The organism is Rathayibacter sp. AY1F6, assembly GCF_002932035.1.
In the GTDB taxonomy this organism is placed as follows: Bacteria; Actinomycetota; Actinomycetes; order Actinomycetales; family Microbacteriaceae; genus Rathayibacter.
In genome coordinates, this window is sequence record NZ_PSVD01000012.1 from 1 (window position 1) to 26,262 (window position 26,262).

The following is a 26,262-nucleotide window of genomic DNA, read 5'->3' on the forward strand; positions in this document are numbered from 1 at the left end:
GGGGCCCCGTTCACGTACCCGGCGAGGAACGCGCCCTGCGGGTCCGGCGAGAGGCCGGCTCCGTCGAGCATGTCGGCGACCAGGCCGGTCGGATCGGCGTCGATGAGGTGGGGGGCGAAAGGGGCGTCGAGGGCGAGGACGACGCGGGTGCGGGCGTCGAAGGGGTGGACGCCGCGGTAGATGCCGCGGAGGTCGGCGACGGTCTGGCCGCGGCCGGGGCCGTGGGTGGCGTCGACAGTGACGTGGACGCGCGGGGCGGAGGTGAGGGCGACGGCGTCGACGGCGATCGCGGCGGCCATGGGGTCGTGCATGGCAGCGGTGCGCTCGCCGAAGTGGCCGACGTAGAAGTCGAAGTAGAAGTCGAGCGCCTGCCCGATGGCCTGCGCGAGGGGATCGGGCGACGCGAGCAGGACGGCGCGGTCCTCCTCCGTCAGCAGGTGCCGCATGGTCACGTCCAGGGGCACGAGCGTCAGATCCCAGTCGGCCGCGACGACCTCGGCGGCGGCCGCCGGGTCGTGCCAGATGTTGGCCTCCGCCACGGCGGTCACGTTGCCGGGGACCAGCGCGGCTCCGCCCATCACTGTCACCGAGTGGACGAGGGACGCGATCTCCGGGTGCGCACGGAGGGCGAGCGCGAGATTCGTCAGCGGGCCGATCGCGACCAGCCGCAGCTCGCCCTCGTGCTCGCGGGCGAGACGGAGGAGGAGGTCGGCCGGATCCTCGTCGACCGGCTCGCCGCCCTCGGGCAGCGCGACCCCGCCGATGCCGTCGTCGCCGTGCACGTGCGGAGATCCGCCGGCGTAGTCCTCCTCGAGGAAGTGGTGCGCCCCCACGGCGACCGGCACGTCGTCGCGGCCTGCCAGCGCGAGCAGGCCGAGGCTGTTGACGGCGGCCCGGCGGGCGTCGGTGTTGCCGCTGACCGTGCTGATCCCGACGAGGCGGGCCCGGGGCGAGCGGAGGAGGTACGCCAGGGCGAGCGAGTCGTCGATGCCGGTGTCGCAGTCGAGGAAGACGGGGACGGTCGATGCGCTCACGGTGCTCCGATGCTCGAGGGTGGGGGATGCGTCGGGCACCGGCGGCCGACGCTCCCATTCTGCCGCTCCTCGGACGCGGCGCCCGCCGCCGACGATCAGAGCAGCGCGTAGGAGTCGCGGAGCCGCGCCCGCCACCAGGCGAGCCGCTCCGGTGACACGGCGTGACGGGAGAGGAGCTCCTCCGAGACCTCCACGCGGCCGACGGGGATCCCGCCGTCCACCGGCCGCAGCGGCCGCTCCGTGACGTCCGCGGCGAGGAGGGACGCGGTGCCGAGTCCGCAGTCGAAGGGCAGCTCGGGGAGCGCCGCGGCCAGGGCGGCGCCCATGGCGAGTCCGACCGAGCTGTCGATCGCGCTCGAGACCACCGCCGGCAGCCCCGCCTCGGCGACGAGGGCCAGCGCCCGGCGCGTCCCCCCGAGCGGCTGGGCCTTCACGACCAGCAGGTCCGCGGCTCCGGCCCGGGCGACGGCGAGTGGATCGGCGGCCTTGCGGACGCTCTCGTCGGCGGCGATCGGGATGCCCATGTACTTCACCCGGTAGCGCAGCTCCGCCAGCTCGTCGACGCTCGCGCACGGCTGCTCGACGTACTCGAGGTCGGACTCCGCGAGGGCGTGGACGGCGTGCTCGGCCTCGTCGAGGTTCCAGCCGCCGTTCGCGTCCACGCGGATCCGGCCCTCCGGACCGAGCAGGCGGCGGACCTCGACGACCCGGGCCACGTCGTCGGCCAGCGTCTGGCCGCGCTCGGCGACCTTCACCTTCGCCGTGCGGCAGCCGTGGTAGCTCGCGAGCACGGCGGCGACCTCGTGCGGTGCGACGGCCGGGATGGTCGCATTCACCGGGATGCGGTCGCGCAGAGGCGCCGGCTGCTCGCTCCAGCCGTAGTCGATCGCCGCCCGGAGCCACGCCGCCGACTCCTCCGCGCCGTACTCGAGGAAGGGCGAGAACTCGGTCCAGCCCTCGGGGCCGCGCACGAGCGCGATCTCGCGGTGGTCGACGCCGCGGAAGCGGGTGCGGAGCGGCAGAGCGACGACGCGGAGTCCCGCGTCGATCTCGCCGAGGGAGGGGAGCGGGGAGGCGGGCACGACGTCGTCCATCCGGCCATTGTCCACCGGCCGGGGCGGCACGGCGGCCACCCGCGCACAGGAGGTCGGCGACGCGCGCGCAAGCCCCCGGGGTCCCTCCTCCGAGCGCCCGCCGAGGTGCCAGACTGACGAGGCTGCCGTTGGAGTCCGGAGGAGCGCGATGAGCCACATGCCGATGAGCCCGCCGCCCGCGCCCGCCCCGGGCCCGCAGGGCTCCGTCCCCTCCCGCCGCCCGCTCGGCAGGGGCGCCTGGATCGCGCTGGGCACGAGCCTCCTCGTGGGCGTCGTCTACACCGGCGTGCTCGGCACGCTCGTCGCCGTCGGAGTGGGCGGCGCGCTCGACTCCGCCGCCGGCAGCGCGTCGACGAGCGCTCCGGCCGAGCCGTTCGGCGACCCGACGGACGACCCGTTCGGCAGCGGGGACCCGTCCGATCCGCTCTACGACTACCCCGGCTACCAGGACGGCGACGCCGCGACGATACTCGGCCAGCCGTCCGCGGAGGACGTGCGCGCGAGTGCCGAGCAGGCCGTCGCGGCCGTCGAGGGCGCCGTCCCCGAGGAGTGGACCTCGGCCGACGACGAGTACTACGAGCAGTCGCAGAACGCCTACGGCGGGCCCTCCCTTCTTTACGACTACATCTCGGCGACCGAGTACGCCGCCGCCGACGTCTCGACCGACGCCGACAGGCAGGCGGCGGTCGACCGCTTCACCGCAGCGCTCGCGCCCCTCGGCTTCGACGACGTCGAGGTAGCCGACACCCCCGAGGAGTGGTCGGAGGCGGGCTACGAGCTCGACGGCGACCTCTCGGACGAGGAGGCCTCGGCCGCGCTCTGGATCGTCACCGCGCGCTCCTCCGCCGACCTCGTGCCCGCGATCGAGCTGGGCCTCGTGGACCTCGACGCCGATCCGACCGGCCTGGTCGCCGACATGCTCGACGGAGTCGGCCTCTCGCCGGACCCGCAGGGCGCGTTCCTCGCCGGGTACGCGAACGGGGTCCTCCAGGACGAGGACCGCGGCGAGTTCACCGACCGCCTCGAGGAGTACGGCGGAGTCGCGACGACCTGACCGGGCGCTACAAGCAAGCCCGTCCGCCCGCAAGCCCGAATCGGCGCACCGCCCGCGCCCTACGGTGAGGGGATGGCTGCACCCCGCTCGACCAGGCCCCTGCGCGACTACGCCGCGATCGGAGACGGTCGCACGGTCGCCCTGATCGCGAAGGACGGCAGCGTCGACTGGATGCCCGTCCCGGACCTCGGCTCCACCCCCGCCTTCGCCGCCCTGATCGACGCCGAGTCCGGCGGCTGCGTCGAGCTCGCCCCCGAGGAGCCCGCCGAGGTCTCGCGCGCCTACATCCGCGACACGAACGTCCTCGAGACCACCTTCACCACCGAGTCGGGCACCGTCCGCGTGACGGACGCGCTCGTCACCGGGATCGCGGGCCGCCTCCCGTGGGCCGAGCTCGCGCGCCGCGTGGACGGTGTCGACGGCGAGGTGCGGATGCGGTGGGCCGTGCGTCCCGGAACGGGACTCGGCCGGTTCTCCCCGTGGATCCAGAACGCCGACGGCCGCTCGCTCATCCGCGCCGGCGACATCACCATCGGCGTCACCGGCCAGGAGCACGGGCCCGACGGCGACGACGCGCCCTCCGGCGCCGGCGACGAGCTGACGGGCTCCTTCGTCGTCACCGCGGGCAAGGACGCCGTGCGGCACGTCCTGGTCGTGTCGGCCACGCACGACGAGCCGCTGCACTTCCCGGTCGCGAAGAACGTCGACCGCGGCATCGACCGCACCATCCGCAGCTGGCAGGACTGGTCGGAGGAGTTCTCCTACGACGGCCCGTGGTCCGAGGCCGTCCAGCGCAGCGCCCTCGCGCTCAAGCTGCTGATCTACTCGCCCACGGGAGCCATCGCCGCGGCCGCGACCACGTCGCTCCCGGAGTCGCCCAACGGTGGCAAGAACTGGGACTACCGCTTCGCCTGGGTGCGCGACGCCGCGTACACGATGCACGCGCTGGTGCGCTTCGGCCTGCGCGAGGAGACGCACGCCGCGCTGTCCTGGCTCCTCCGCACGATCAAGGAGCACGGGCCGGACCTGCACATCTTCTACGGACTCGACGGCTCCATGCCGACCGTCCTGGAGGAGTTCGACGTCCCGGGCTACGCCGGCATCGGCCCGGTCGTCGCCGGCAACGCAGCGCAGAGCCAGCTTCAGCTGGGCGTCTTCGGCGACCTCTTCGACATCTGCCGCATCTACGTCGACGAGGGCAACGTCCTCGACATCCAGACCGGCCGGCTCCTCGCCCGCGTCGCCGACACCACCTGCGACCTGTGGCGGAACCGCGATGCAGGAATGTGGGAGCTGGAGGAGGAGCAGCACTACACCTCCTCGAAGATGGGCTGCTGGCAGGCGCTCGACGCGGCTGTGCACCTGGCGGAGCTCGGCCAGGTCGCGGGCAGCCCCGACCGCTGGCGCTTCGAGCGCGACCGCATCCGGGAGTGGATCGAGGAGCACTGCTGGTCCGAGGAGCTCGGCTCCTACGTGATGTACCCGGGCAGCGAGGAGCTGGACGCCTCGGTGCTCCTGCACGCGCCCAGCGGCTACGAGCGCGGCGAGCGGATGATCTCCACCATCGACGCCCTGGTGAACGAGCTCGGCCGCGGCGCGCTGCTGTTCCGCTACTCCGGCATGGAGGGCGAGGAGCACCCGTTCGTGGCCTGCTCGTTCTGGCTCGCCTCCGCCCTGGCCTGCGTCGGTCGGCACGACGAGTCGGTCGCCCTGATGGACGAGCTCGTCGCCACGGTCCCGAACGACGTCGGGATCATGTCCGAGATGATCGCGGTCGACGACCTGGCCTTCTGGGGCAACCTGCCGCAGGGGCTCAGCCACCTCGCGTTGATCAACGCGGCCATCACCATCGAGGAGCTGGCGCCGGAGAAGGTCGGCCGCGCGTAACCCCGCCGACGGCGTCCGCGCAACCCGTTGAGGGCCGGCTCCGAGGGGCGTAGACCGGTACCACCCCCTCGCACCGCACCCACAAGGAGCACCTCAGCATGGATCTCGGCATCAGCGGCCGCATCGCCCTCGTCACCGGAGGCGACTCCGGCATCGGCCTGGCCACGGCGCAGCTCCTCCTCGCCGAGGGCGCGGCCGTCGTGATCACCGACAAGGACCAGGCGGAGCTGGACCGGGCCGCGGCCGGGCTCGACGCTCCGGAGGGCCGCCTGCACGCCTTCGCCGCCGACGTCACCAGCACGGAGCAGCTCGCCGAGCTGCACCGCCGGGTGGCCGGAGCGGTCGGCGCGATCGACATCCTCGTGCAGTGCGCCGGAGTCACAGGGGCGCAGGGCCTCTTCCACGAGATCGACGACGAGGGCTGGACCAGCACCCTCGAGGTCGATCTGCTCGGGCCTGTGCGGCTCGTGCGCGAGTTCCTCCCCGACCTCCGCACCGGAGGCTGGGGCCGGCTCGTGCTCACCGCCTCCGAGGACGCCGTGCAGCCCTACGACGACGAACTGCCCTACTGCGCCGCGAAGGCGGGCGTTCTCGCCTTCGCCAAGGGCCTCTCGCGCTCCTACGCGCAGGAGGGCCTGCTCGTGAACACGGTCTCGCCCGCGTTCATCCGCACTCCGATGACCGACGCGATGATGTCCAAGCGCGCCGAGCAGAGGGGCACCTCGGTCGACGAGGCGATCTCGTCCTTCCTCGACGAGGAGCGGCCGTACATGGAGCTGAAGCGCCGGGGCGAGGCCGAGGAGGTCGCAGCCGTGATCGCCTTCCTCTGCTCCGACCGCGCCTCGTTCGTGAACGGCTCGAACTACCGCGTCGACTCCGGATCCGTCGCCACGATCTGATCCCTGCAACCACGGGCTCCGCCCAGCGCGCGCACCCCGCGCGTGCGGGCGCCGTCCAGCCGAAGAAGCCAGACTCGGGGCGGGACACCGCACCCGGCACTGCAAGAGAAAGGAACGGTCCATGACCACCACCCTCGAACGCCACGTCGAAGCCCCCGCGGGCTCCGGTGCCAAGACCAGCCGCCGCCAGAACGCCGAGAAGGGCTTCAAGGCCTCCAAGGAGCTGCTCGACAGCCTCCAGATCGTCCTCGTCGACCTGATCGAGCTCCACGTCCAGGGCAAGCAGGCCCACTGGAACGTCGTCGGCAAGAACTTCCGCGACCTCCACCTGCAGCTCGACGAGATCATCGAGGCCGCGCGCGAGTTCAGCGACGACATCGCCGAGCGCATGCGCGCCCTCCACGGGATCCCGGACGGCCGCAGCGACACCGTCGCCGCGACCACCACCCTCCCCGAGTACCCGCACGGCGAGATCGACACGGCCGAGACCGTCGACCTGGTCACGATCCGCCTCGAGAACACCGCCGCCACCATGCGCGAGGTCCACGACCAGGTGGACGAGGAGGACCCGACCAGCGCGGACCTCCTCCACGCGATCATCCAGAGCCTCGAGCAGTACGCCTGGATGGTGTCGGCCGAGAACCGCACCACCTCCGCCGCCAAGTAGGGGCGAGCACCGGCAAGGGGACTCCGCGTCAGCGGGGTCCCCTTCCGTCTGCCCGAGCGGTGTCGAGTCGCCGTGCAGTCCGGATCAGTAGGGTCGTGACATGAGCACGCAGGTCTCCGAACTGTTCGACGCGCACCGCTGGGCGGCCGTCGACGGCTTCGACGCACTCGAGGACATCACCTACCACCACGACCGCTCCGGCCGCATCGCGCGGGTCGCGTTCGACCGGCCCGAGGTCCGCAACGCGTTCCGGCCGCGCACGGTCGACGAGCTGTTCCGCGCCCTCGAGGACGCCCGGACGAACCCGCGCATCGGCGTCGTCATCCTCACCGGCAACGGCCCGAGCCCGCGCGACGGAGGCTGGGCGTTCTGCTCGGGAGGAGACCAGCGGATCCGCGGCCGCGACGGCTACCGGTACTCCGACGGCGAGACCGCCGAGGGCATCGACTCCGCGCGGAACGGCCGCCTGCACATCCTCGAGGTGCAGCGCCTCATCCGCTTCATGCCGAAGGTCGTCATCGCGGCCGTCCCCGGCTGGGCCGCGGGAGGCGGGCACTCGCTGCACGTGGTCTGCGACCTCACCCTCGCCTCCGCCGAGCACGGGCGATTCAAGCAGACGGACGCCGACGTCGGCTCCTTCGACGCGGGCTACGGCTCGGCGTACTTCGCCCGCCAGATCGGGCAGAAGGCCGCGCGCGAGGTGTTCTTCCTCGCGCGGGAGTACTCCGCGCAGCGCGCCTACGAGATGGGCGCCGTGAACGCGGTCGTCCCGCACGCCGAGCTCGAGACGACCGCGGTGGAGTGGGCCGAGACGATCCTCACCAAGTCGCCCACGGCCATCCGGATGCTGAAGTACGCGTTCAACGCCGTGGACGACGGCCTCGTGGGCCAGCAGCTCTTCGCGGGCGAGACCACGCGCCTCGCCTACGGCACCGACGAGGCCGTCGAGGGACGAGACTCCTTCCTCGAGAAGCGCGAGCCCGACTGGTCGCCGTTCCCGTGGCAGTTCTGAGCCGGAGGGCACGCAGGTGACCCGCCCGCTCGCCGGTGTCGACGCGACGGTCGAGGCCGTCCTCCTCGCTCTTCGCGCGGCCCTGGACGGCAGCGGCCCGGCGATCCGCGTCTCCGCCCCCGGCGCTGCGACCGCCTCCGAGGATGCCGTCGTGCCGCAGCGCGTCGCCGCCGTCGTCGAGACCTCGGGGTCGTCGGGGCCGCCCAAGCGGGTCGCGCTCTCGACAGCGGCCCTGCTCACCAGCGCCTCCACGACCCTCGCCGAGCTCGGCGGGCCGGGACGCTGGCTGCTCTGCCTGCCGACGCACTACGTCGCGGGACTGCAGGTGCTCGTCCGCTCGCTGACCGCGGAGGCCGACCCGGTCGTCCTCCCGGCCGGCGGCTTCGACGCGGCGGCCTTCCTCGCTCTCGCTCGGACGATGCCGGCGGGGGAGCGGCGGTACTCCTCGCTGGTCCCCGTGCAGCTCGCGCGGCTGCTGGACCTCGCCGAGCGCGATCCGGCCGCGGCCGAGGCGCTCCGCTCGTTCGACGCGCTCCTGATCGGCGGCCAGGCGACGCCGCAGCCGTTGCGGGACCGCGCCGCCGCCCTCGGTGCGCGCATCCGCCTGACCTACGGATCGAGCGAGACGTCCGGCGGCTGCGTCTACGACGGCGTCCCGCTCCACGACGTGCGGATGCGCGTCGAGAACGGGCAGGTGCTGCTCGGCGGCCCGACCCTCGCGGAGGGCTACCTCGACGCCGACGGCGCGATCGACCACGAGCGCAGCGCCTCCGCCTTCCTCGAGCTCGACGGGGAGCGCTGGTACCGCACGGGCGACGCGGGGTCGATCGTCGACGGGCGCCTCCGGGTGACCGGTCGGCTCGACCGCGTGATCGTGTCGGGCGGGGAGAAGGTGTCGCTCGACGCCGTCGAGGCCGTGCTCCGCGAGGGGCCCGTCCCCGACGCGGTCGTCGTGCGGCGGGCGGACGAGCAGTGGGGCGAGGTCCCGGTCGTCGTCACGGCGGAGGAGGCTCCCGCGCTCACCGACCTGCGCACCCTGATCGCCGACCGCCTCGGGCGCGCCGCCGCTCCTGCGGTCGTGCTGCCCGTCGGCCGCATCCCCCTCCTCGCCTCCGGGAAGCCCGACCGCCGCGCCCTCGAGGTGCTCGCCGAGCAGGGCTGACCGGCTCCGAGCGTCGACGGGCCGGTGGGTAGGATTCCCTCCGTGTCGAGTACGAGTCGCAAGAAGAAGTCCTCCAGCGGCCGCCCCGGGGGCAGCCCGCGAACGATCGTCGTGAAGCCCGCCGGTCCCCGCGAGTGGATCGCCGGCGCCCGCCTCCGCACCCTCCCGCTGGCCGTCGCCCCCGTGCTCATCGGCACCGGAGCGACCCAGGTCGTCGACGAGGGCTGGCACTGGGTGCGCGCCCTGCTCTGCCTGGCCGTCTCGCTCGCCCTGCAGATCGCCGTCAACTACGCCAACGACTACTCCGACGGCGTGCGCGGCACCGACGCCAACCGCGTCGGACCCTCGCGGCTGACCGGCTCCGGAGCGGCGAAGCCCCGCCAGGTGCTCACCGTCGCCCTGGTCTTCTTCGGGATCGCGGCCGTCGCCGGCCTCGTGCTCACCGCCCTCTCGGGGCAGTGGTGGTTCCTGATCGTCGGCGCGGCGGCGATCGCGGCCGGCTGGTTCTACACCGGCGGACGCCGCCCCTACGGCTACCTCGGGCTCGGCGAGCTCTTCGTCTTCGTGTTCTTCGGCCTGGTCGCCACCGTCGGCACCACGTTCGTGCAGATCGGCCGCACCAACCAGGAGTCGTGGCTCGGCGCCGTGGCGGCGGGCCTGTTCGCCTGCGCCGTGCTCATGGTCAACAACATCCGCGACATCCCGACCGACCGCCTCTCGGGCAAGCGGACCCTCGCGGTCCTCGCGGGACCGGCCGTGTCCCGGGCGATCTACACGGGCTTCGTGCTGATCCCGTTCGGCATCGCGGTGATCCTCGCGCTGTTCTACCCGCTGGCGTGGCTGACGCTCTTCGTGCTTCTGATGATCCTGCCGGCCATCCTGATCACCTTGACGGCGAAGACGGCGAAGGAACTCATCCTGGCGCTGCAGCTGACCAGCCTGGGCGGGCTCGCCTACGCGGTCATCCTCGGGGCGGCGCTGGCGTTCTAGAGCGGCGGCTCGCACGAGGCGGGCTCGGGTGGGCCGGGTTCGGAGGAGACCGGCTGATGCGCGCCGGGCCTGGTGCGAGCGGGCGCGCGTCCGAGGGGAGCCCTCGCCGGCGGGAGCGCCCGGCTCAGCGGTCGTCGCGGGTCGCGTCGACCGCGGCGTCCTCGACGTCGTCGTCGGTCGGGGCGCGCGGGACGTCCTTGCGGCGCTCGTAGATCGCCTCCGCGATGCGCTCGCGGGGCTTCCTCAGCAGGATGTAGGAGAGGGACAGGCTCGCGATCGCGGCGACGAAGCCCGCGGTGACCGCGGCCGTCAGCTCCGAGTCGACGAAGGTGCGCGCCGGCAGGTACACCAGCACGAAGACGCCGGCGAACATCGCCAGGCGCAGGAGCGAGTAGACGACGACCGCGCGGCTCAGTTTCACCGGGACAGTGTACGTCGGCCCCTGCACGCGCTTCCGTGAGCACCGTGGGAGCCTCCTGTCCAGCGTCCGTGCGGACCCTCCCCGACGGGGGTGCCGGACGTAGACTCGTGTCCATGATCCGCCTCGTCATCGGCCTGCTCGTGGCCCTCGCCGTCTTCACGGTCTACACCGTGATCGACGTCGCGATGAGCAACCGTCACGCCGTGCGGGCGATCCCGAAGTGGTCCTGGCTCCTGGTGGTGCTGATCCTCCCGGTCATCGGTGCGGGACTGTGGTTCTGGATCGGCCGCCCTCGCAAGCAGCGCGCCGCCGGCCGCCGCTACACCGCTCCGGACGACGACCCCGACTTCCTCGGCACCCTCCGCACCGAGCGCGACCCCGAGGAGGAGCGCCTGCAGGCCGAGCGCATCGCCCAGCTCGAGCGCGACCTCGCCGAGATGGACGAGCAGGGCGAGGCCGACGGCCCCGGCCGCCGGGATGCCTGAGCACCGGCCGGTCGCCCCCTCCACCCGATTCGCGGTCGACCTCCTCACCCGCTTCGTCGCGCTCGGCGTCCGCGACGTCGTCGTCGCTCCGGGCTCCCGCTCGCAGGCGCTCGCCCTGGTGGCGGCCGAGCTCGAGACCCGCGGCGACATCCGGCTGCACGTGCGGATCGACGAGCGCTCCGCGGGGTTCCTGGCGCTGGGCCTCGCCCTCGAATCCCGGATGCCGGCGCTCGTGATCACGACCTCCGGCACGGCGACCGCGAACCTGCACCCGGCCGTGCTCGAGGCGGACGCCTCGGACGTGCCGATGATCGTCCTGACCGCCGACCGGCCCGACGAGCTGCGCGGCATCCGCTCGAACCAGACGGCCGAGCAGCGCGAGCTGTACGGGCGTGCCGTGCGGCTGTTCGAGGACGTCGCTGCTCCGGACGACGCCTCCCTGCCCGAGGACGCGCGGGCGCTCGCCGATCGTGCCGTCACCGCGGCGCGCCGCGGGCCGGTCCATCTGAACCTCTCCTTCCGCGATCCGCTCTCCTCCGCTCTGCCCGACATCGAGCGGATCGAACCGGTCTCGTCGCCCGCCGTCGGATCCGGGATCCCGGGTGCCGTCGTGACCGCCGGCCCTGGTGAGCCGCTCACGGTCGTCATCGCCGGGGACAAGGCGGGCGCCGCGGCCGAGGAGATCGCTCGCGCCGGCGACTGGCCGCTGCTCGCCGAGGTCTCCTCCGGCGCCCGCTTCGGACCGCAACTCGTCGTCGCCTGGCGGGGCCTGCTCGGCGAGCCCGACTTCGGCGGACGCATCCGCCGGGCGATCGTGCTCGGACACCCGACGCTCTCCCGCGAGGTCCCCGAGCTGCTGCGGCGCGAGGACGTCGAGGTGATCGTCGTGGACGCCGTGCGCGAGCAGTTCTACAACCCCGGCCGGCGCGCCCGCCGCGTCGGAGGCGTCGACGTGGTCCGCCCCGAGGGGTCGCCGCGTCCCGAGCGCGGCGAGCGCGCCTGGGCCGGATCCTGGGTGTCCGCGAGCCGCGCCCTGACGGTCGACCCCGACGAGCTGGACGAGGTCCCCGACGCCGGGTCGATGTCGGTCGAGGACCGCCGCGGCTACGCGCGCAACGCCCTCGCCGCGATCAGGGCACCGCTCACCCGCGACTTCGTCGTCGCCGCGGTCTGGAAGGTCACCTGGCCGCACGACCGGCTGCTGTTCGGAGCGTCGCGGCTGATCCGCGTCGCCGACGGGACCCTGCCGGGCAAGCGGATACCCGTCCTGGCGAACCGCGGCCTCGCCGGCATCGACGGCACGATCTCGACGGCTCTCGGGATCGCGGTGGCCTCGCAGGCCGTCGAGCAGGGAGCGGGCGGAGTCACCCGCGCGGTCCTCGGTGATCTCACTCTGCTCCACGAGGCCGGCGGCCTCCTCCTCCCGCCCGGAGAGCGACGCCCGCGCGTTCAGCTCGTCGTCGTGAACGACGGGGGCGGCACGATCTTCGACGGACTCGAGGTCGCGTCGAGCTCGCATCCCGATGCGTTCGACCGCGTACAGTTCACCCCGCAGAACGCCGATCTGGAGGCTCTCGCGCGCGCCTACGGGTGGGGCCACCGTCGTGCGGCGACGCGCGGCGAGCTGGAGCAGGCGCTGACCTCGCCGGGCGACGGGCCGGGCATCGTGGAGATCCGGCTCGAGCGCTGAGTCCGCACGGGTCCGGTCGGTCGGTCCTCCACAGGTCGTCGTCGGACGCTGTTCTCCCGGGGAAGCCTCGTTCGAGCTCCGCAGCTCGTCTGCTGCTGCTTCGCTGGAGGCATGGCTGATGCGGAGACGGTGCGAGGAGAGGTCCTCGCCCTCGGCGACCGGGCGGCGGCGCTCGCGAGGAGCGCCTCCCCGGTGCTCCTGACCGCGGCGGAGGCGCTGCACGCGGGACACCGCGCGGCGCTGACCTGTCCCGACGCGTTCGCCCGAGGCTCCTCGACGGACAGCAAGGATGCGACGGACCTCGTCGAACGGTCGATCCGAGCGGAGTTCGCCGTCGCCCTCGGGGTCTCCGAGCGCACCGCCGCCAGGGAGCTGCTGCACGCCTCGCTCCTGATGGAGGAGCTGCCGCGGACCCGCTCCGCGCTCGCCGACGCCAGGATGCGCTGGGAAGCCGGCCAGCTCATCTGCTCCGTCGCGGCGACCCTCCCCGCAGCGGCGCGCGCGGCCTACGACGACCGGGCCGTCGACCTCGCGGAGACGCTGACCCCGGGGCAGCTGCGCCACGCCCTCGCGCGGGTGCGGGAGGAGCTGCACGACGAGCCCCTCGCCGAGCGGCACGCTCGCGCCCGCGAGGACCGCCGGGTGTGGATGACAGCCGGGATCGACGGCATGGCGACGGTCTGCGCGCACGTCCCCGCGCCCGAGGCCGTCGGAGCGCTCGCCCGACTCGACCGCATCGCGAGGGACCTGCGGGACGGCGCCGGAGGGGACCGCGATCTGCGGACGCTGGCGCAGCTCCGCGCCGATGCGTGGGCCGACCTGCTCTGCCGCGGGGACGTGGCGGGGACCACTCCGGAGGGCGCCGCGGCGCCCTCGACCGGGCTGCGCGCCGAGGTGAGAGTCACCGTGGCAGCGAGCACCGCCGCGGGTGACGACGAGGCGGCCGCCGAGCTCGACGGCTACGGGCCGATCCCCGCCGAGGCGGTGCGAGCGCTCATCGACGACGACGCCGCCTTCACTCCCGTGGTGACCGACGAGGAGACCGGCGCGGTCGTCTCCGTCGGGCGCCGCCACCGCCTCCCGCCGCCGAGGATGAGGCTGCTGGTCCGCCTCCGCGACCAGACCTGCCGCTTCCCGGGCTGCACCCGGCCGGCGTCCTCGACGGAGACCGACCACAGCGTCGAATGGCGGAACGGGGGAGAGACGACTCCCGACAACCTCGCCTCCCTGTGCGTCGCCCACCACCACGTGCGCCACGGCGACCGCTGGACGTATCTGCTCCATCCGGACGGCACAGCGGACTGGACCACACCGACCGGCCGCCGGGTGACGACCAGACCGCCGGCGCTGCCCGGGCGACCGCCGGTGGGCGCAGGACGACGGCCGGGGGTTCCCCGGCTCGAGAGCGACCCGGCGGGGTAGCCGACGGCTTCAACGACTCCCGACGTGCGTCAGGCCAGCGCGTCGGTGATCGGGCGGAACTTCATGCGGGTCTCGGCGAGCTCGGACTCGGGAACGCTGTCGGCCACGATGCCGGCGCCCGCCCAGGCCGTGACCGCGCCCTCGGCCGTGACCTCGGCGCTGCGGAGTCCGACAGCCCACTCGCCGTCGCCGTTGCCGTCGATCCAGCCGACGGGTCCTGCGTACCGACCGCGGTCGAAGGGCTCCAGGTGCTCGATGAGCGCAAGGGCGTCGGCGGTCGGAGTGCCGGCCACTGCCGCGGTCGGGTGAAGAGCATCGACGAGATCGAGCGCGCTGGAGGAGTCGCCCAGAATTCCTCGCACGTCCGTCGCGAGGTGCCAGAGATTCGGCAGGCGGAGCGTGAACGGGGCGGCGCCCGCCGTCAGCTCCCGTGTGTGGGGCTCGAGTTCCCGGACCAGACTGGCGAGAGCGAAAGCGTGCTCCGAGCGGTCCTTCGGACTCTCGAGCAGAGCGGCCTCCACGTCCGCGTCGGCGAGGGGATCCTCGCCTCGTGCGGCCGTGCCGGCCAACACCCTCGCCGAGATCTCGCCCCGATCGACCGCGACCAGCGTCTCCGGACTGGCGCCGAGGAATCCGTCCACGGCGAAGCCCCAGCAGTCCGGGTACCGCTCGGTGAGCGCACCCAGCATCCGACGCAGGTCCGCCCCCGGCGGGAGCCGCCCCTGCAGATCGCGCGCGATCACGACCTTGGACAGCTCACCCGCCCGGATCGTCTCCACCGCGGCAGCGACCGCCGCGCGGTACCCGTCCGGCGGCAGCGCACCCGGCGAGAGCGGCACGTGGTACTCCGCCCCCAGCGGCTCCTCGCTCGGCGTATACGGTCTCTCCGCCTCGCCGATCGTGATCCGCGTCAGCCATGACCGGCCGTCGCGCGTCCCGATCACGGTGCGCGGCACGATCAGCACGCTCGTCGCCTCGGATCGGCTCGAGAAAGCGAAGGTCCCGAACGCGACCAGCCCCGTCCCGGGCAGTCCGACCCGGTCCTCCACCGTCGCCGCGTCGCAGAGCCGACGCCAGGTTGCCGCCGCCTCCCGCAGCCGTTCCGGGCCCGAGAACTCGAGGCGCAGGGCCTCGCCGTGTCCGCTGAGCCCGGCGCCGTCGCGCTGCCAGAGGAGGGGCCGCCTCGGGTCGGAGTGGGAGAGGAGCGACGGCGGAGAGTCGAGTGGAGTCGTCTCCGCACGCAGCAGGGGGGTTCCAGCGCCGATGAGCGTCACCTCAGCAGGGTACGCCCGCGCCAGAGGATGGGACGTCCCATGCCGCGGGGCTCGGGGCGGAGGGCTCCGTTGCTACCGTGATCCGGTCCGGGGCCGCCGCGCGAGGCGGAGCGGGGCGGTCCCGGCGCTTCCCCAGGGGGGAGCGCGCCGACCGGCGCGGGACGGCGGATGCACAGCTGCCGTCCCGCGTCTCGCCGTAGACTTGCGGATCGTGACGAAGGCAGACCTCACCAAACGGCCCGACGAGGTCGCCTCGATGTTCGACACCGTGGCTCCCGCTTACGACCTGGTGAACGGACTCCTCTCGGTGGGGAACGACCGGCTCTGGCGGATCGCGACCACTCGCGCCGTCAACCCTGCTCCCGGTGAGCGCATCCTCGACATCGCGGCCGGCACCGGAACGTCGAGCGCGTCGCTGGCGCGGTCGGGCGCCCAGGTCGTCGCAGCCGACTTCTCCCCGGGGATGATCGCCGTCGGCCGTCGCCGTCAGGCGGGCAACGACCGGATCGAGTTCGTCCAGGCCGACGCGATGGACCTCCCGTTCGAGGACGAGTCGTTCGACGCCGTGACCATCTCGTTCGGTCTGCGCAACGTGGCCGAGCCGAGGACGGCGCTCGCCGAGTTCCTGCGTGTGCTGAAGCCCGGCGGCCGGGTCGTGATCTGCGAGTTCTCGACTCCGCCGATCGCTCCGCTGGCCGCCGCGTACGACTTCTACCTGTCGACGGTCATGCCCGCCGTCGTGCGCCTCGCGTCGTCGAACAATCCTGCGTACGACTATCTCGGCGATTCCATCCGGGCCTGGCCGGAGCAGAGCGTCGTCGCCGCCTGGCTCCGCGCGGCGGGCTTCGAGCGCGTGGCCTACCGCGATCTGACCGCTGGCATCGTGGCGCTGCACCGCGGCGTCAAGCCGATCGCGGCGACCCGATGACGACCGGGGTCCGCACAGGCCGAGACGTTAGGGTTTCCCTGTGAACGCCACTGCGCCCGTCGCCCGTCGCAGCCCGTCTCTGACGGCGCAGCTCGGCCTCTCCGAGCGCATCTTCTCCTCCTCGTCGGACCGGGCTCTCGCCCGCGCGATCGACGCGGGTCTGGAGCAGGTCGAGGAGGGTCTCGTCCGGCAGCTGTCCTTCGCGGACGCTGTGGCCGATGTCTCCACCCGGTACCTCCTCGAGGCGGGCGGCAAGCGTGTGCGCCCGATGCTCACCCTCCTGGCCGCGTCGCTGGGCCGCGGCAACACGCCGCAGGTCCTGCTCGGTGCGCAGGCGATCGAGATCACGCATCTCGCATCGCTCTACCACGACGACGTCATGGACGAGGCGGAGAAGCGCCGCGGCGTCCCGTCGGCGCAGACCGTGTGGGGCAACAACGTGGCCATCCTGACGGGCGATCTGCTCTTCGCCCGCGCGAACCAGCTGATGGTCGAGCTCGGAGACAAGGCGATCCGGCTCCAGGCCGACACGTTCGAGCGGCTCGTCCTCGGGCAGCTGCACGAGACGGTCGGCCCGACCGACGGCGAGGACCCGGTCGAGCACTACCTGTCCGTCCTGGCCGACAAGACCGGGTCCCTGATCGCCGCGGCGGGCCGCACGGGAGTCGCGTTCTCGGAGGCTCCGGAGGAGTACGAGGAGGCCATGCGCGTCTTCGGCGAGAAGATCGGCGTCGCCTTCCAGATCGTCGACGACGTCATCGACCTCTCTCCCCAGCCGGAGGAGACCGGCAAGAACCCCGGCACGGACATCCGCGCCGGCGTGTCGACGCTGCCGATCCTGCGCCTGCGCGAGCGCGCCTCCTCGGACAGGGACGCCGCGGCTCTCCTCGCCCGCATCGAGAGCTATGTGAGCCGCTCGAACGACGCCATCGCGCACACGGAGGAGCAGAGCGCCGACATCTCGGACGCCATCGCTCAGCTGCGCGATCACGACGTCACCGCGCAGACCCTCGCCGAGGCCCACCGGTGGGCCGACGAGGCCGTCGCCGCCCTCGCTCCGCTGCCCGACGGCTCCGTCCGCAAGGCGCTGACGCGCTTCGCCGACACCGTCGTCGAGCGCAACGGCTGACCCCGATCGTCGCGGCGCGCCCTGCGCCGCAGGAATGAGACCGGTTGTGCGCTGCGGCGCCCCGGCAGGAGGAACGCAATGACCAAGCTCAGGCTGGCCATCGTCGGCGCGGGTCCCGCGGGCATCTACGCCGCCGACCTCATGATCAAGGCCGAGAAGAAGTACGACGTCTCGATCGATCTGTTCGAGCACCTGCCCGCGCCCTACGGCCTGGTCCGCTACGGCGTCGCGCCCGATCACCCGCGCATCAAGGGGATCATCACCGCGCTGCGGGAGGTGCTCGACCGGGGCGACATCCGCATCTTCGGCAACGTGCACTTCGGGACCGACATCACGCTCGAGGATCTCAAGCGGCACTACCACGCCGTGATCTTCGCGACCGGCGCCGTTCGGGACGCTCCGCTCGACGTCCCGGGTGTCGAGCTCGAGGGCTCCTACGGTGCGGCCGACTTCGTCAGCTGGTTCGACGGCCACCCCGATGTGTCGCGCACCTGGCCGCTGGAGGCGTCCTCCGTCGCTGTCATCGGCAACGGCAACGTCGCGCTCGACGTCTCGCGGATGCTGGCGAAGCACGCCGAGGACCTCCTGCCCACCGAGGTCCCGCCGAACGTCTACGAGGGGCTGAAGGCGTCTCCTGTCACCGACGTGCACGTCTTCGGGCGCCGCGGTCCCGCTCAGGTGAAGTTCACGCCGCTGGAGCTGCGCGAGCTGGGCGAGCTGCGCGACGTCGACATGATCGTCGCCGACGAGGACTTCGACCTCGATCCCGCTTCGGAGGCCGCCATCGCGACCAACAAGCAGGTCATGGTCATCAACCGGGTGCTCAACCAGTGGCGCACCCGTGAGGTCGGGAGCGCCTCGCGTCGTCTCCACCTGCACTTCTGGGCGAAGCCGCTCGAGTTCGTGGACGACGGATCCGGTCGGGTCGGCGCGATCCGGTACGAGCGCACCGAGCCGGACGGCGAGGGCGGAGTGCGCGGCACGGGTGAGATCCGCGAGGTCCCGGTGCAGGCCGTGTACCGCGCGGTCGGCTACTTCGGCTCGCCGCTCGATGGCCTCCCGTTCGACGAGATGCGCGGCGTGATCCCGAACCGCGAGGGCCAGGTCCTGGACGACGAGGACCAGCAGGTCCACGGCGTCTACGCGACCGGCTGGATCAAGCGCGGACCGGTGGGCCTCATCGGGCACACCAAGTCCGACGCCATGGAGACTGTCGCGCACGTGCTCAACGACCAGGCGTCCTGGTGGACGCCCGAGCACCCCGAGGAGGCGGCCGTGGTCGCCCTGCTCGAGGAGCGGGAGATCGCCTACACGGATCTCGACGGCTGGCACCGGCTGGACGAGCACGAGATGGCGCTCGGCGAGCCCGAGGGCCGTGCGCGGGTGAAGGTCGTTCCCCGCGAGGACATGATCGCGATCTCGCGGGCGGAGCCGGCAGCGCTCTGACGCGTGGTCTCCGAACGGCCCTCCGGTGCAGTCCGGAGGGCCGTTCGTCGTTCCGGCGTGGACGCCCTGCGCCTCCTCTAGGATTCGGGCACCGCTCTGGACGGAGACAGCATGACCACGGCCGCGCCCCACGACGTCATCCGGGTGCGCGGTGCGCGCCAGAACAACCTCCGGGGGATCGACGTCGACATCCCGAAGCGGAGGATCACCGTGTTCACCGGGGTCTCGGGCTCCGGCAAGTCGTCGCTGGTCTTCGGCACCATCGCGGCCGAGTCCCAGCGCCTCATCAACGAGACCTACTCCGCCTTCGTGCAGCAGTTCATGGGGTCGCCGGCTCGCCCGGACGTGGAGTCGCTCGACGGACTGTCGGCCACGATCGTCGTCGATCAGGAGCGGATGGGGTCGAACGGCCGGTCCACGGTCGGCACGGCGACCGACGCGTACACGATGCTGCGGATCCTCTTCAGCCGGATCGGCGACCCGCACGCGGGCACGAGCGGTGCGTTCTCCTTCAACCTGCCGGAGGGGATGTGCCCCCGGTGCGAGGGGACGGGCCGGGTGTCGAGCATCGACCTCGACGCGCTGATCGACCGCTCGAAGTCGCTCGAGGGCGGTGCTCTCGACGCGATCCCCAACTTCGTCGTCGGCGGCTGGTACTGGAAGGGCCTCGCCGAGTCCGGCCTCTATCCGGCCGATGTGCCGATCGCCGACTTCACGCCCGAGCAGATGGACGCGTTCCTCTACCGTCCGGCCACGAAGATGGCCATCGCCGGGATGACGATGACCTACGAGGGCCTCCTGGTGAAGGTCACCCGCCTCTACCTGGCGAAGGAGGCGGCGCAGCCGCACATCCGCGCCTTCGCCGAGCGGGTGGCCACCTTCGCCGCCTGCCCCGAGTGCGGAGGCGGCCGGCTCACCCGCGCCGCACTGGAGTCGCGCATCGGGGGCCGGAACATCGCCGAGTGCGCCGCGCTGCAGGCGACCGACCTCGCCGCGTGGCTCCGCGGACTGCAGGCGCCGTCCGTCGCTCCTATCGTCGAGACCCTCCTCGGGACGCTCGACGCACTCGTCCAGGTCGGCCTCGGCTACCTGTCGCTCGATCGGGAGTCGGGCACCCTCTCGGGCGGTGAGGCGCAGCGGGTCAAGATGGTGCGGCATCTGGGGTCGAGCCTCACGGACGTCACGTACGTCTTCGACGAGCCGACGGCGGGTCTGCATCCGCACGACGTCTCGCGCATGATCGAGCTGCTGCGCCGCCTGCGGGACAAGGGCAACACCGTCCTGGTGGTCGAGCACAAGCCGGAGATCATCGAGATCGCCGATCACGTGGTCGACCTCGGTCCGAGGGCCGGTGCGCACGGCGGCGAGCTGCGGTTCGAGGGGACGGTGGCGCAGTTGCGCACGTCCGACACCCTGACGGGCCGTCATCTCGGTCACCGCGTCCCGCTGAAGGAGGCCGTACGCCGTCCGACCGGGGCGGTGGAGATCCGCGGGGCCTCCACGCACAACCTCCGCGGCGTCGACGTGGACGTCCCGCTGGGCGTGCTGACCGTCGTCACCGGAGTCGCAGGGTCGGGGAAGTCGTCGCTCCTGCACGGCTCGCTCGCGGGGCGGCCTGGCGTGGTGGTGGCCGACCAGTCGCCGATCCGCGGCTCGCGGCGCAGCAATCCGGCGACCTACACCGGGGTCCTCGACGCGATCCGGGCGGCCTTCGCGAAGGCGAACGGTGTGAGACCGGCGCTCTTCAGCGCGAACTCGGCAGGCGCCTGCCCCGTCTGCAAGGGGGCCGGGATGATCTTCACCGAGCTGGGCCCCGCCGCGACGGTCTCGTCGGTCTGCGAGGAGTGCGACGGCAAGCGGTTCACCGCTGAGGTGCTCGAGTACCGCCTCCGCGGGAGGAACATCCACGAGGTGCTCTCGATGCCGATCGTCGACGCCGCGGAGTTCTTCGCGAGCGGACCGGCGCACACGGTGCTCGCCCGTCTCGTCGACGTCGGTCTCGGCTACCTCACGCTCGGACAGCCGCTGAACACGCTGTCCGGGGGCGAGCGTCAGCGCCTCAAGCTCGCGATCAACATGGCTTCGTCCGGATCCGTCTACCTGCTCGACGAGCCGACCACGGGCCTGCACCTCGCGGACGTCGACACGCTGCTCGGACTGCTCGACCGGCTGGTCGACTCCGGGAACTCGGTCGTGGTGATCGAGCACCACCGCGCCCTGATGGCGCACGCGGACTGGATCATCGACGTGGGGCCCGGAGCCGGGCACGACGGAGGGACGATCGTCTTCGAGGGGACTCCGGTCGGGCTCGCGGCGGCGGACACGCTGACCGGACGCGCCCTCGCCGAGTACGCGCGCTGAGGCGCACGGAGCCGCGACGTCCGCGGGTCAGCGCGAGAACGGGCCGGACAGGGCCGCCCACTGCAGGAGCATGATCGTCTTCGCGTCGACGATCTGCACGCCGATCTGGGTCAGCGCCTCGTCGAACGAGAGCTCGAGGACCTCGATGTCCTCGCCCTCGTCGGCGAGTCCCGCGAACGCTCCGCTGCGGGTCCCCGCGCGGTAGCGCCCCGCGTAGAAGTGCAGCTTCTCGGTGACCGAGCCGGGGCTCATGAACGCGTCGAACACGTGCTCGAGCCGGCCGACCTCGAGTCCGGTCTCCTCGGACGCCTCGCGGCGGGCGCCCTCCTCGGGCCCGTCCTCGTCCAGGAGACCGGCGGGCACTTCGAGGAGCATCCCGTCGAGGTCGCCGTTCACGTACGCGGGGTAGCGGAACTGCCGGATCAGGACAACGGTGCGCGCGTCGGCGTCGTAGAGCAGGACCGCCGCGCCGTTCCCCCGGTCGTAGGTCTCGCGCTGCTCGCTCGTCCAGCTGCCGTCGCGGTGCCGGTAGTCGAAGCGGGTGGTGCGGAGGACGTACCAGTCGCTCGAGAGGAGGGTGACCTCCTTCACGACCACGTCGGGGTTCCCGACGAGGTCGAGCCCGTCCCTGTCGAGTCCGGTGCGGCCCCGACAGTCGGGCTCGTCGATTCCGGCGGTCACGCGCGTGCTCCCGTGTGCGTCATTCCTCAGCGGAAGTTGACGAACTGGAGGTCGAGCTCGAGGTCGGCTCCGCGCAGGAGCGCCATGGTCGCCTGGAGGTCGTCGCGGCTCTTCGAGGAGACGCGGAGCTCGTCGCCCTGGATCTGCGACTTGACCGACTTCGGCGCCTCGTCGCGGATGATCTTGTTGATCTTCTTCGCGTGCTCCTGGTCGATGCCCTCCTTGAGGGTGGCCTCGATCCGGTACTCCTTGCCGGACGCGAAGGGCTCGCCCGCGTCGAGGCTCTTGAGGCTGATGCCGCGCTTGATCAGCTTCGACTGGAAGACGTCGAGGATGGCGTTCGCCCGCTCCTCGGTGTTGGCCTTGATCAGGATCTTCTCGCCGCTCCAGGCGATCGAGGCGCCGACGTTCTTGAAGTCGTAGCGCTGCTCGACCTCCTTGTGGGCCTGGTTCAGGGCGTTGTCCGCCTCCATCTTGTCGATCTTGCTGACGACGTCGAACGTTGAATCTGCCATGGCTCCGAGTTTAGCTTTCAGGCGTGGCGGAGCCCGGCCCCAGGCGCGGCTGGTACCTCTGAGGGGTGCGCCGCCTCCCCGTTCTCGTCCTCGTCCCGCTCGCCGGCCTCCTCCTGGCCGGCTGCGGCCAGCGGCCGCCCGCGCTGACGGTCGAGGAGGGCCTGTCCACCGTCCCTCCCGCGGCGACCGCTCCCGTAGCTGCCGACCCCGTCGTGCTGGAGGATCCCGAGCAGGCCGCGGCGACGCCGGTGCGCCTGCTCGCCGACGAGGCGTGGCTGGGCACGGCGTCCGAGGGGAGCGGCATCCCGCTGCGCGCGCTCACCGCCTACGCGGGCACGGCCCTCCTCACGGCATCGGTCGACCCCGACTGCCGGTTGGACTGGGCGACCCTGGCCGGCATCGGCTACGTCGAGAGCAGGCACGGCACGATCGACGGCGGCGAGCTGGGCGAGGACGGGCGGCCGACGGAGCCGATCTTCGGTCCGCGCCTGGACGGAGCGCGCTTCGACCGGGTCCCCGACAACGACGGCGGGGCTCTGGACGGCGACGCCGAGGTCGACCGGGCGATGGGTCCGCTGCAGATAATCCCCGCGACGTGGATGGCGTGGGCGTCGAGCGGATGGGATCCGCAGAACGTGGACCAGCAGGCGGTGACCGCCGCCCGGTACCTCTGCGACGCCGGCGGCGACCTCTCGACGGAGTCGGGATGGCGGGCGGCGATCGCGGCCTACAACCCGGCCGGGAGCTACGCGGGGAAGGTCGCGGAGGCGGCGTCCCGCTACGCGGCGGAGGCGGACTGAGGCCTCGCGGCACCGATTTCCGATCCGCCGGTCGCGTGGGTATCCTTGCTGAGCGCCTCCGGTTGTGAACACGCGGTCGGGTGCGCCACGGCGAGTTACCCTAGCGGCCAAAGGGATCTGACTGTAAATCAGACGGCGTAGCCTTCGGGGGTTCGAATCCCTCACTCGCCACCGAGCAGGAACACCCAGCAGACGCCCCGGCATCACGAGATGCGCGGGGCGTTCCGCATGTCGGGGGATCGCCGTTCCGGCGGAGTGCCTTTCCGGGGGAGCACCGGTCCGGCGGATCGCCGGGCCCGGCGTCTTCGTCCCGTCGCACCCCGCACGCCGTCGGCCCGGCCTCCGCGGTCGCCCGGCCCGCGCTGTCGGCCCGGCCCGCGCCGTCGCCTCAGCCCCGCGCCTCCTGCTCCAGGAACGCTGCGAGGGAGAGCGGCGGCCGTCCGGTCAGCCGCTCGACGTCGGACGAGACGTGCTCCAGCTGTCCGGCGGCGATCGCGGAGTAGGTGCTGACCCAGGCGTCCAGCTGCCAGTCCGGTGCGTTCCAGCGGCGGCGTGACGCGTACGCCTCCTCGAGGGTCTCGTCGACGTACACGGCGGGGCGGCCCGCCGCCGTCAGGGTCGCCGCGACCTCGTCGAGGGTGAGGGCCTCGGGCCCGGTCAGCTCGTAGGCGGCTCCGCGGTGCTCGGAGGGGGAGCGGAGGACCGCGGCGGCGGCGCGGGCCACGTCCTCGCGCGCGACGACGGCGGCACGGCCCGATCCCGCGGGTCCGCGGATCGCGCCGTCGTCGCCGAGCATCGCGGGCAGGAAGTCGAGGTAGAGGTTGTCGCGGAGGAACGTCCAGCCCATGCCCGAGCGGCGGATCGCGTCCTCGGTGGCCGCGTGGTCTCGGGCGAGGGTGAAGACCGCGTCGGGTGCGGCTCCGGCGAAGGAGGTGTAGACGACGTGCTCGACACCCGCGGCGGCGGCTGCACCGACGAACGCGAGGTGCTCGGCGCGGCGCTCCTCGTTCTCGGAGGCGGAGACCATCAGGAGGAGGCGCACGCCCTCGAGCGAGTCGCCCGCGTCGGCGAAGGAGGAGCGCACCACCTCGGCCCCGGGGAGCTCGGGCGCGCGGGACGGGTCGCGGACCAGCAGGCGGAGGGCGTGACCGGCGTCGGCGAGCTCGCGCGCGACGCGACCGCCCACGGCTCCGGTGGCTCCCGTGAGGGCGATAGGGGTGCTCATCCCCCTATGATGGGCCCGATCCCTAGGCTGGGGCCATGAGCGACAACGCCCCCCTCCTCGCCATCGCCCGCTCGATCGCCGTCGAGGCGGCGCACCTCGCCCGCCAGCGGCGGCAGGACGGTGTCGAGATCGCCGCGTCGAAGTCGTCCCCGGAGGACGTGGTGACGGCCGCGGACCGGGAGGTCGAGGAGCTGATCCGCAGGCGCCTGGCCGAGGCGCGTCCGGACGACGGCTTCCTCGGCGAGGAGTCGGGGTCGGGGGGCGGCACGAGCGGGCTGACCTGGGTCGTCGATCCGATCGACGGGACCGTCAACTACCTCTACGGCATCCCCTCCTACGCGGTCAGCATCGCTGTGGTGGAGGGGGAGCCGGATCCCGCGACCTGGACCGCGCTCGCCGGCGCAGTCGTGAACGGAGCGACGGGTGAGGTGACCACGGCCAGCCGAGGCGGGGGAGCCGAGCGGGACGGAGTCGCGCTGCAGGTCTCGGCTCCCTCCTCCCTCTCGCTCGCGCTGGTGGGCACCGGCTTCGGCTACGACGCGGGCCGCCGGATGCGTCAGGGCGCCGTGGTGCAGGAGCTCCTGGGCTCGGTCCGCGACATCCGCCGCATCGGCTCGGCGGCGCTCGACCTGTGCTCGGTGGCCACCGGGCAGCTGAACGCGTACTACGAGCGGGGCCTGAACCCGTGGGACCTCGCTGCGGGCGCCCTCATCGCCGAGGAGGCGGGTGCGCGGGTCGCGGGACTCGACGGCGCACCCTTCGGCTCCGGGCTGCTCATCGCGGCACCGGATCCTCTCTTCGCCGAGCTGGAGGATCTGCTGCGCCGCCTGCGCGCGGACGAGGTGTAACCGCTCTCCCAGGCCGAGCCGACACGGATTCCGTGCGCCAAGAGGCGGATCGGCGCAGGATCCCGCCGGGGCTCGCCGCGCGTCGTGCCCCGATCGCGCCTGTGCGCGGCGGCCTCTGGCCGGATCCCGCCGGCCGTGGTTATCCTTTATGAATTCGTGATGTTCGCACAGGCTGCGCTCACGGAGCCGAGCGGTGCCTCTCCCTGGAGGCCCGCTCGTCCCCTGCCCCCGACGGAAGACATCGATTTCGTGAGCCCCGATTCGCCCGCCCCCGCTGCCCCTGCATCGACCCCCGGCGAATCGACTCCACCCCTCTCCCGTCGCGAGCTCCGCGAGCGCGAGCGCGCTCTGGCCCTCGCCTCCGACGTCTCGCTGGCGAGCGGCTCCGACGACCTCCTCGCGGCTCCGACGGCGGAGCAGCTGCGCGAAGCGGAGCGCCGCGTCGCCTCGATCCGCAGCGCCCCGGCCCCCGTCCCCGCACCGCGCGCGACGCCGCTCCGGCCCGTGCGCCGGGCCCGGGTCGGCGGACTCGTCGCCCTCTCCTTCGTCGCGGCCATCGTGGCGGCGACCTCTCTGCCGGCCACATCGCTCCTGACCGCGGAGGACGTGCAGGCGCAGAGCCTCTCGACCCCCTTCGGCGCCGACGCCCGCCGCGGCGCGCAGTCGTTCGTCGCCGGCGAGGTCAGCGCCGAGACGGTCGCCCGCGACGGCTTCGGCGTGCAGGAGCGCAAGACGCAGACCAACGTCGCCGACATCGTCCGCACCTCCGACACAGGCTTCACGAACGACCCGAACGCGTCGATCCAGTGGCCCTTCGCCGTCGGCGTGCCGGTGGGCGACCGCTTCGGCTACCGCAACTGCGCGGGCTGCTCGGTGAACCACGGCGGCACCGACTTCAACCCGGGCGACGGCTCGCCCATCCAAGCGATCGCCGACGGCGTCGTGCGCACGGTCATCGACGGCGAGGGCTCGCTCGGCGTGCACGTGATCGTCGACCACGAGATCGACGGGCAGCTCGTCTCGAGCGTGTACGCGCACATGCAGCACGGCTCGGCGGCCGTCTCCGAGGGCGACCCGGTGAAGGTCGGTCAGCTCCTCGGCCTGGTGGGCACGACCGGCATGTCGACCGGCCCGCACCTGCACTTCGAGATCCGCCTCGACGGCGTGACGAAGGTCGACTCCTACCTCTGGCTCAAGGCCAACGCCGGGCGCTGACCCGGCGGCGGGACGCGGGAGCC

24 protein-coding genes and 1 tRNA gene are annotated in these 26,262 nt (G+C 72.7%); 18 read left to right on the forward strand and 7 right to left on the reverse strand.

Annotation, left to right across the window (positions count from 1 at the left end; genetic code table 11):
- On the reverse strand, positions 1 to 1,034 hold a 1,034-nt coding region (locus tag C5C44_RS10870), incomplete at its 3' end, for a nucleoside hydrolase (protein WP_104335874.1).
- Between the two features lie 95 nt (positions 1,035 to 1,129).
- A complete protein-coding gene (locus tag C5C44_RS10875; RefSeq protein WP_104247928.1) occupies positions 1,130 to 2,128 on the reverse strand; it encodes an o-succinylbenzoate synthase in 999 nt (332 codons plus the stop codon).
- 148 nt (positions 2,129 to 2,276) lie between these two features.
- Here C5C44_RS10875 and C5C44_RS10880 point away from each other — a divergent pair, with 148 nt between their 5' ends.
- The 7 genes from C5C44_RS10880 (at position 2,277) to C5C44_RS10910 (ending at position 9,799) form a co-directional block, all read left to right on the forward strand.
- Positions 2,277 to 3,182 carry a hypothetical protein gene (locus C5C44_RS10880; RefSeq protein ID WP_104335851.1) on the forward strand — a complete coding sequence of 302 codons (906 nt, stop codon included), beginning with the start codon at positions 2,277 to 2,279 and terminating at the stop codon, positions 3,180 to 3,182.
- Positions 3,183 to 3,254: 72 nt separating this feature from the next.
- Positions 3,255 to 5,069, forward strand: coding sequence for a glycoside hydrolase family 15 protein (locus C5C44_RS10885; RefSeq protein ID WP_104335852.1), 1,815 nt, complete (start codon positions 3,255 to 3,257; stop codon positions 5,067 to 5,069).
- A 98-nt stretch (positions 5,070 to 5,167) separates the two neighbouring features.
- Positions 5,168 to 5,968, forward strand: coding sequence for an SDR family NAD(P)-dependent oxidoreductase (locus C5C44_RS10890; RefSeq protein WP_104335853.1), 801 nt, complete (start codon positions 5,168 to 5,170; stop codon positions 5,966 to 5,968).
- A gap of 121 nt (positions 5,969 to 6,089) precedes the next feature.
- On the forward strand, positions 6,090 to 6,635 hold the full coding sequence (locus C5C44_RS10895; RefSeq protein ID WP_104223596.1) for a Dps family protein: 546 nt from the start codon (positions 6,090 to 6,092) through the stop codon (positions 6,633 to 6,635).
- A gap of 100 nt (positions 6,636 to 6,735) precedes the next feature.
- Positions 6,736 to 7,647, forward strand: coding sequence for a 1,4-dihydroxy-2-naphthoyl-CoA synthase (locus tag C5C44_RS10900; protein WP_068255374.1), 912 nt, complete (start codon positions 6,736 to 6,738; stop codon positions 7,645 to 7,647).
- Positions 7,648 to 7,663: 16 nt separating this feature from the next.
- Entirely contained in the window at positions 7,664 to 8,809 is a 1,146-nt protein-coding gene (locus C5C44_RS10905; protein WP_104323625.1) for an AMP-binding protein, read from the forward strand.
- A 42-nt stretch (positions 8,810 to 8,851) separates the two neighbouring features.
- Positions 8,852 to 9,799, forward strand: a complete 948-nt coding sequence (locus tag C5C44_RS10910) for a 1,4-dihydroxy-2-naphthoate polyprenyltransferase (protein ID WP_374953057.1) — start codon at positions 8,852 to 8,854, stop codon at positions 9,797 to 9,799.
- A gap of 124 nt (positions 9,800 to 9,923) precedes the next feature.
- Here the strand turns inward: C5C44_RS10910 and C5C44_RS10915 are convergent, their stop codons facing one another.
- Positions 9,924 to 10,220, reverse strand: coding sequence for a DUF4229 domain-containing protein (locus C5C44_RS10915; protein ID WP_104239140.1), 297 nt, complete (start codon positions 10,218 to 10,220; stop codon positions 9,924 to 9,926).
- Between the two features lie 113 nt (positions 10,221 to 10,333).
- Between C5C44_RS10915 and C5C44_RS10920 the strand changes: the two genes are divergently transcribed.
- From C5C44_RS10920 to C5C44_RS10930, 3 genes are all read left to right on the forward strand, one after another.
- Complete coding sequence (locus C5C44_RS10920; protein ID WP_104262987.1) at positions 10,334 to 10,705, forward strand: PLD nuclease N-terminal domain-containing protein; 372 nt, start codon at positions 10,334 to 10,336, stop codon at positions 10,703 to 10,705.
- Entirely contained in the window at positions 10,698 to 12,395 is a 1,698-nt protein-coding gene (gene menD / locus C5C44_RS10925) for a 2-succinyl-5-enolpyruvyl-6-hydroxy-3-cyclohexene-1-carboxylic-acid synthase (protein WP_104335854.1), read from the forward strand. Before C5C44_RS10920 ends, menD begins: the two co-directional genes overlap by 8 nt.
- Before the next feature lie 111 nt (positions 12,396 to 12,506).
- Positions 12,507 to 13,817 (forward strand): HNH endonuclease signature motif containing protein, encoded by a 1,311-nt coding sequence (locus tag C5C44_RS10930; protein WP_104335855.1) that lies wholly within the window; start codon positions 12,507 to 12,509, stop codon positions 13,815 to 13,817.
- Between the two features lie 29 nt (positions 13,818 to 13,846).
- Here C5C44_RS10930 and C5C44_RS10935 read toward each other — a convergent pair whose 3' ends face one another.
- Positions 13,847 to 15,091, reverse strand: coding sequence for an isochorismate synthase MenF (locus C5C44_RS10935; protein WP_374953972.1), 1,245 nt, complete (start codon positions 15,089 to 15,091; stop codon positions 13,847 to 13,849).
- Positions 15,092 to 15,302: 211 nt separating this feature from the next.
- Here C5C44_RS10935 and ubiE point away from each other — a divergent pair, with 211 nt between their 5' ends.
- The 4 genes from ubiE (at position 15,303) to C5C44_RS10955 (ending at position 20,955) form a co-directional block, all read left to right on the forward strand.
- A complete protein-coding gene (gene ubiE / locus C5C44_RS10940; protein WP_104226060.1) occupies positions 15,303 to 16,019 on the forward strand; it encodes a bifunctional demethylmenaquinone methyltransferase/2-methoxy-6-polyprenyl-1,4-benzoquinol methylase UbiE in 717 nt (238 codons plus the stop codon).
- A gap of 40 nt (positions 16,020 to 16,059) precedes the next feature.
- A complete protein-coding gene (locus tag C5C44_RS10945) occupies positions 16,060 to 17,148 on the forward strand; it encodes a polyprenyl synthetase family protein (protein WP_104223602.1) in 1,089 nt (362 codons plus the stop codon).
- Between the two features lie 78 nt (positions 17,149 to 17,226).
- Positions 17,227 to 18,594 (forward strand): FAD-dependent oxidoreductase, encoded by a 1,368-nt coding sequence (locus C5C44_RS10950; RefSeq protein ID WP_104249783.1) that lies wholly within the window; start codon positions 17,227 to 17,229, stop codon positions 18,592 to 18,594.
- A gap of 111 nt (positions 18,595 to 18,705) precedes the next feature.
- Entirely contained in the window at positions 18,706 to 20,955 is a 2,250-nt protein-coding gene (locus tag C5C44_RS10955) for an excinuclease ABC subunit UvrA (protein WP_104249784.1), read from the forward strand.
- Positions 20,956 to 20,982: 27 nt separating this feature from the next.
- Here the strand turns inward: C5C44_RS10955 and C5C44_RS10960 are convergent, their stop codons facing one another.
- Together C5C44_RS10960 and C5C44_RS10965 are read right to left on the reverse strand one after the other, a co-directional pair.
- Positions 20,983 to 21,636, reverse strand: a complete 654-nt coding sequence (locus C5C44_RS10960) for an NUDIX domain-containing protein (protein ID WP_104335856.1) — start codon at positions 21,634 to 21,636, stop codon at positions 20,983 to 20,985.
- Positions 21,637 to 21,662: 26 nt separating this feature from the next.
- Complete coding sequence (locus C5C44_RS10965; protein WP_104266742.1) at positions 21,663 to 22,151, reverse strand: YajQ family cyclic di-GMP-binding protein; 489 nt, start codon at positions 22,149 to 22,151, stop codon at positions 21,663 to 21,665.
- A gap of 65 nt (positions 22,152 to 22,216) precedes the next feature.
- Here C5C44_RS10965 and C5C44_RS10970 point away from each other — a divergent pair, with 65 nt between their 5' ends.
- A complete protein-coding gene (locus C5C44_RS10970) occupies positions 22,217 to 22,951 on the forward strand; it encodes a hypothetical protein (protein ID WP_104335857.1) in 735 nt (244 codons plus the stop codon).
- An 89-nt stretch (positions 22,952 to 23,040) separates the two neighbouring features.
- Positions 23,041 to 23,122, forward strand: a tRNA-Tyr gene (locus tag C5C44_RS10975).
- Positions 23,123 to 23,339: 217 nt separating this feature from the next.
- Here the strand turns inward: C5C44_RS10975 and C5C44_RS10980 are convergent.
- Positions 23,340 to 24,176: an NAD(P)H-binding protein gene (locus C5C44_RS10980; RefSeq protein ID WP_104260457.1), complete on the reverse strand. Its 837-nt coding sequence runs from the start codon at positions 24,174 to 24,176 to the stop codon at positions 23,340 to 23,342.
- Between the two features lie 35 nt (positions 24,177 to 24,211).
- Here C5C44_RS10980 and C5C44_RS10985 point away from each other — a divergent pair, with 35 nt between their 5' ends.
- Both C5C44_RS10985 and C5C44_RS10990 read left to right on the forward strand, forming a co-directional pair.
- Positions 24,212 to 25,024: an inositol monophosphatase family protein gene (locus C5C44_RS10985; RefSeq protein ID WP_104223609.1), complete on the forward strand. Its 813-nt coding sequence runs from the start codon at positions 24,212 to 24,214 to the stop codon at positions 25,022 to 25,024.
- Between the two features lie 249 nt (positions 25,025 to 25,273).
- Positions 25,274 to 26,239, forward strand: coding sequence for a M23 family metallopeptidase (locus C5C44_RS10990; RefSeq protein ID WP_181067974.1), 966 nt, complete (start codon positions 25,274 to 25,276; stop codon positions 26,237 to 26,239).
- Positions 26,240 to 26,262: the final 23 nt, after the last annotated feature.

Coding starts and splice junctions, on each gene's coding strand:
- C5C44_RS10875 (WP_104247928.1), bottom strand. CDS start 2,128: ATGGACGACGTCGTGCCCGCCTCCCCGCTCCCCTCCCTCGGCGAGATC.
- C5C44_RS10880 (WP_104335851.1), top strand. CDS start 2,277: ATGAGCCACATGCCGATGAGCCCGCCGCCCGCGCCCGCCCCGGGCCCG.
- C5C44_RS10885 (WP_104335852.1), top strand. CDS start 3,255: ATGGCTGCACCCCGCTCGACCAGGCCCCTGCGCGACTACGCCGCGATC.
- C5C44_RS10890 (WP_104335853.1), top strand. CDS start 5,168: ATGGATCTCGGCATCAGCGGCCGCATCGCCCTCGTCACCGGAGGCGAC.
- C5C44_RS10895 (WP_104223596.1), top strand. CDS start 6,090: ATGACCACCACCCTCGAACGCCACGTCGAAGCCCCCGCGGGCTCCGGT.
- C5C44_RS10900 (WP_068255374.1), top strand. CDS start 6,736: ATGAGCACGCAGGTCTCCGAACTGTTCGACGCGCACCGCTGGGCGGCC.
- C5C44_RS10920 (WP_104262987.1), top strand. CDS start 10,334: ATGATCCGCCTCGTCATCGGCCTGCTCGTGGCCCTCGCCGTCTTCACG.
- menD (WP_104335854.1), top strand. CDS start 10,698: ATGCCTGAGCACCGGCCGGTCGCCCCCTCCACCCGATTCGCGGTCGAC.
- C5C44_RS10930 (WP_104335855.1), top strand. CDS start 12,507: ATGGCTGATGCGGAGACGGTGCGAGGAGAGGTCCTCGCCCTCGGCGAC.
- C5C44_RS10950 (WP_104249783.1), top strand. CDS start 17,227: ATGACCAAGCTCAGGCTGGCCATCGTCGGCGCGGGTCCCGCGGGCATC.
- C5C44_RS10955 (WP_104249784.1), top strand. CDS start 18,706: ATGACCACGGCCGCGCCCCACGACGTCATCCGGGTGCGCGGTGCGCGC.
- C5C44_RS10965 (WP_104266742.1), bottom strand. CDS start 22,151: ATGGCAGATTCAACGTTCGACGTCGTCAGCAAGATCGACAAGATGGAG.
- C5C44_RS10980 (WP_104260457.1), bottom strand. CDS start 24,176: ATGAGCACCCCTATCGCCCTCACGGGAGCCACCGGAGCCGTGGGCGGT.
- C5C44_RS10985 (WP_104223609.1), top strand. CDS start 24,212: ATGAGCGACAACGCCCCCCTCCTCGCCATCGCCCGCTCGATCGCCGTC.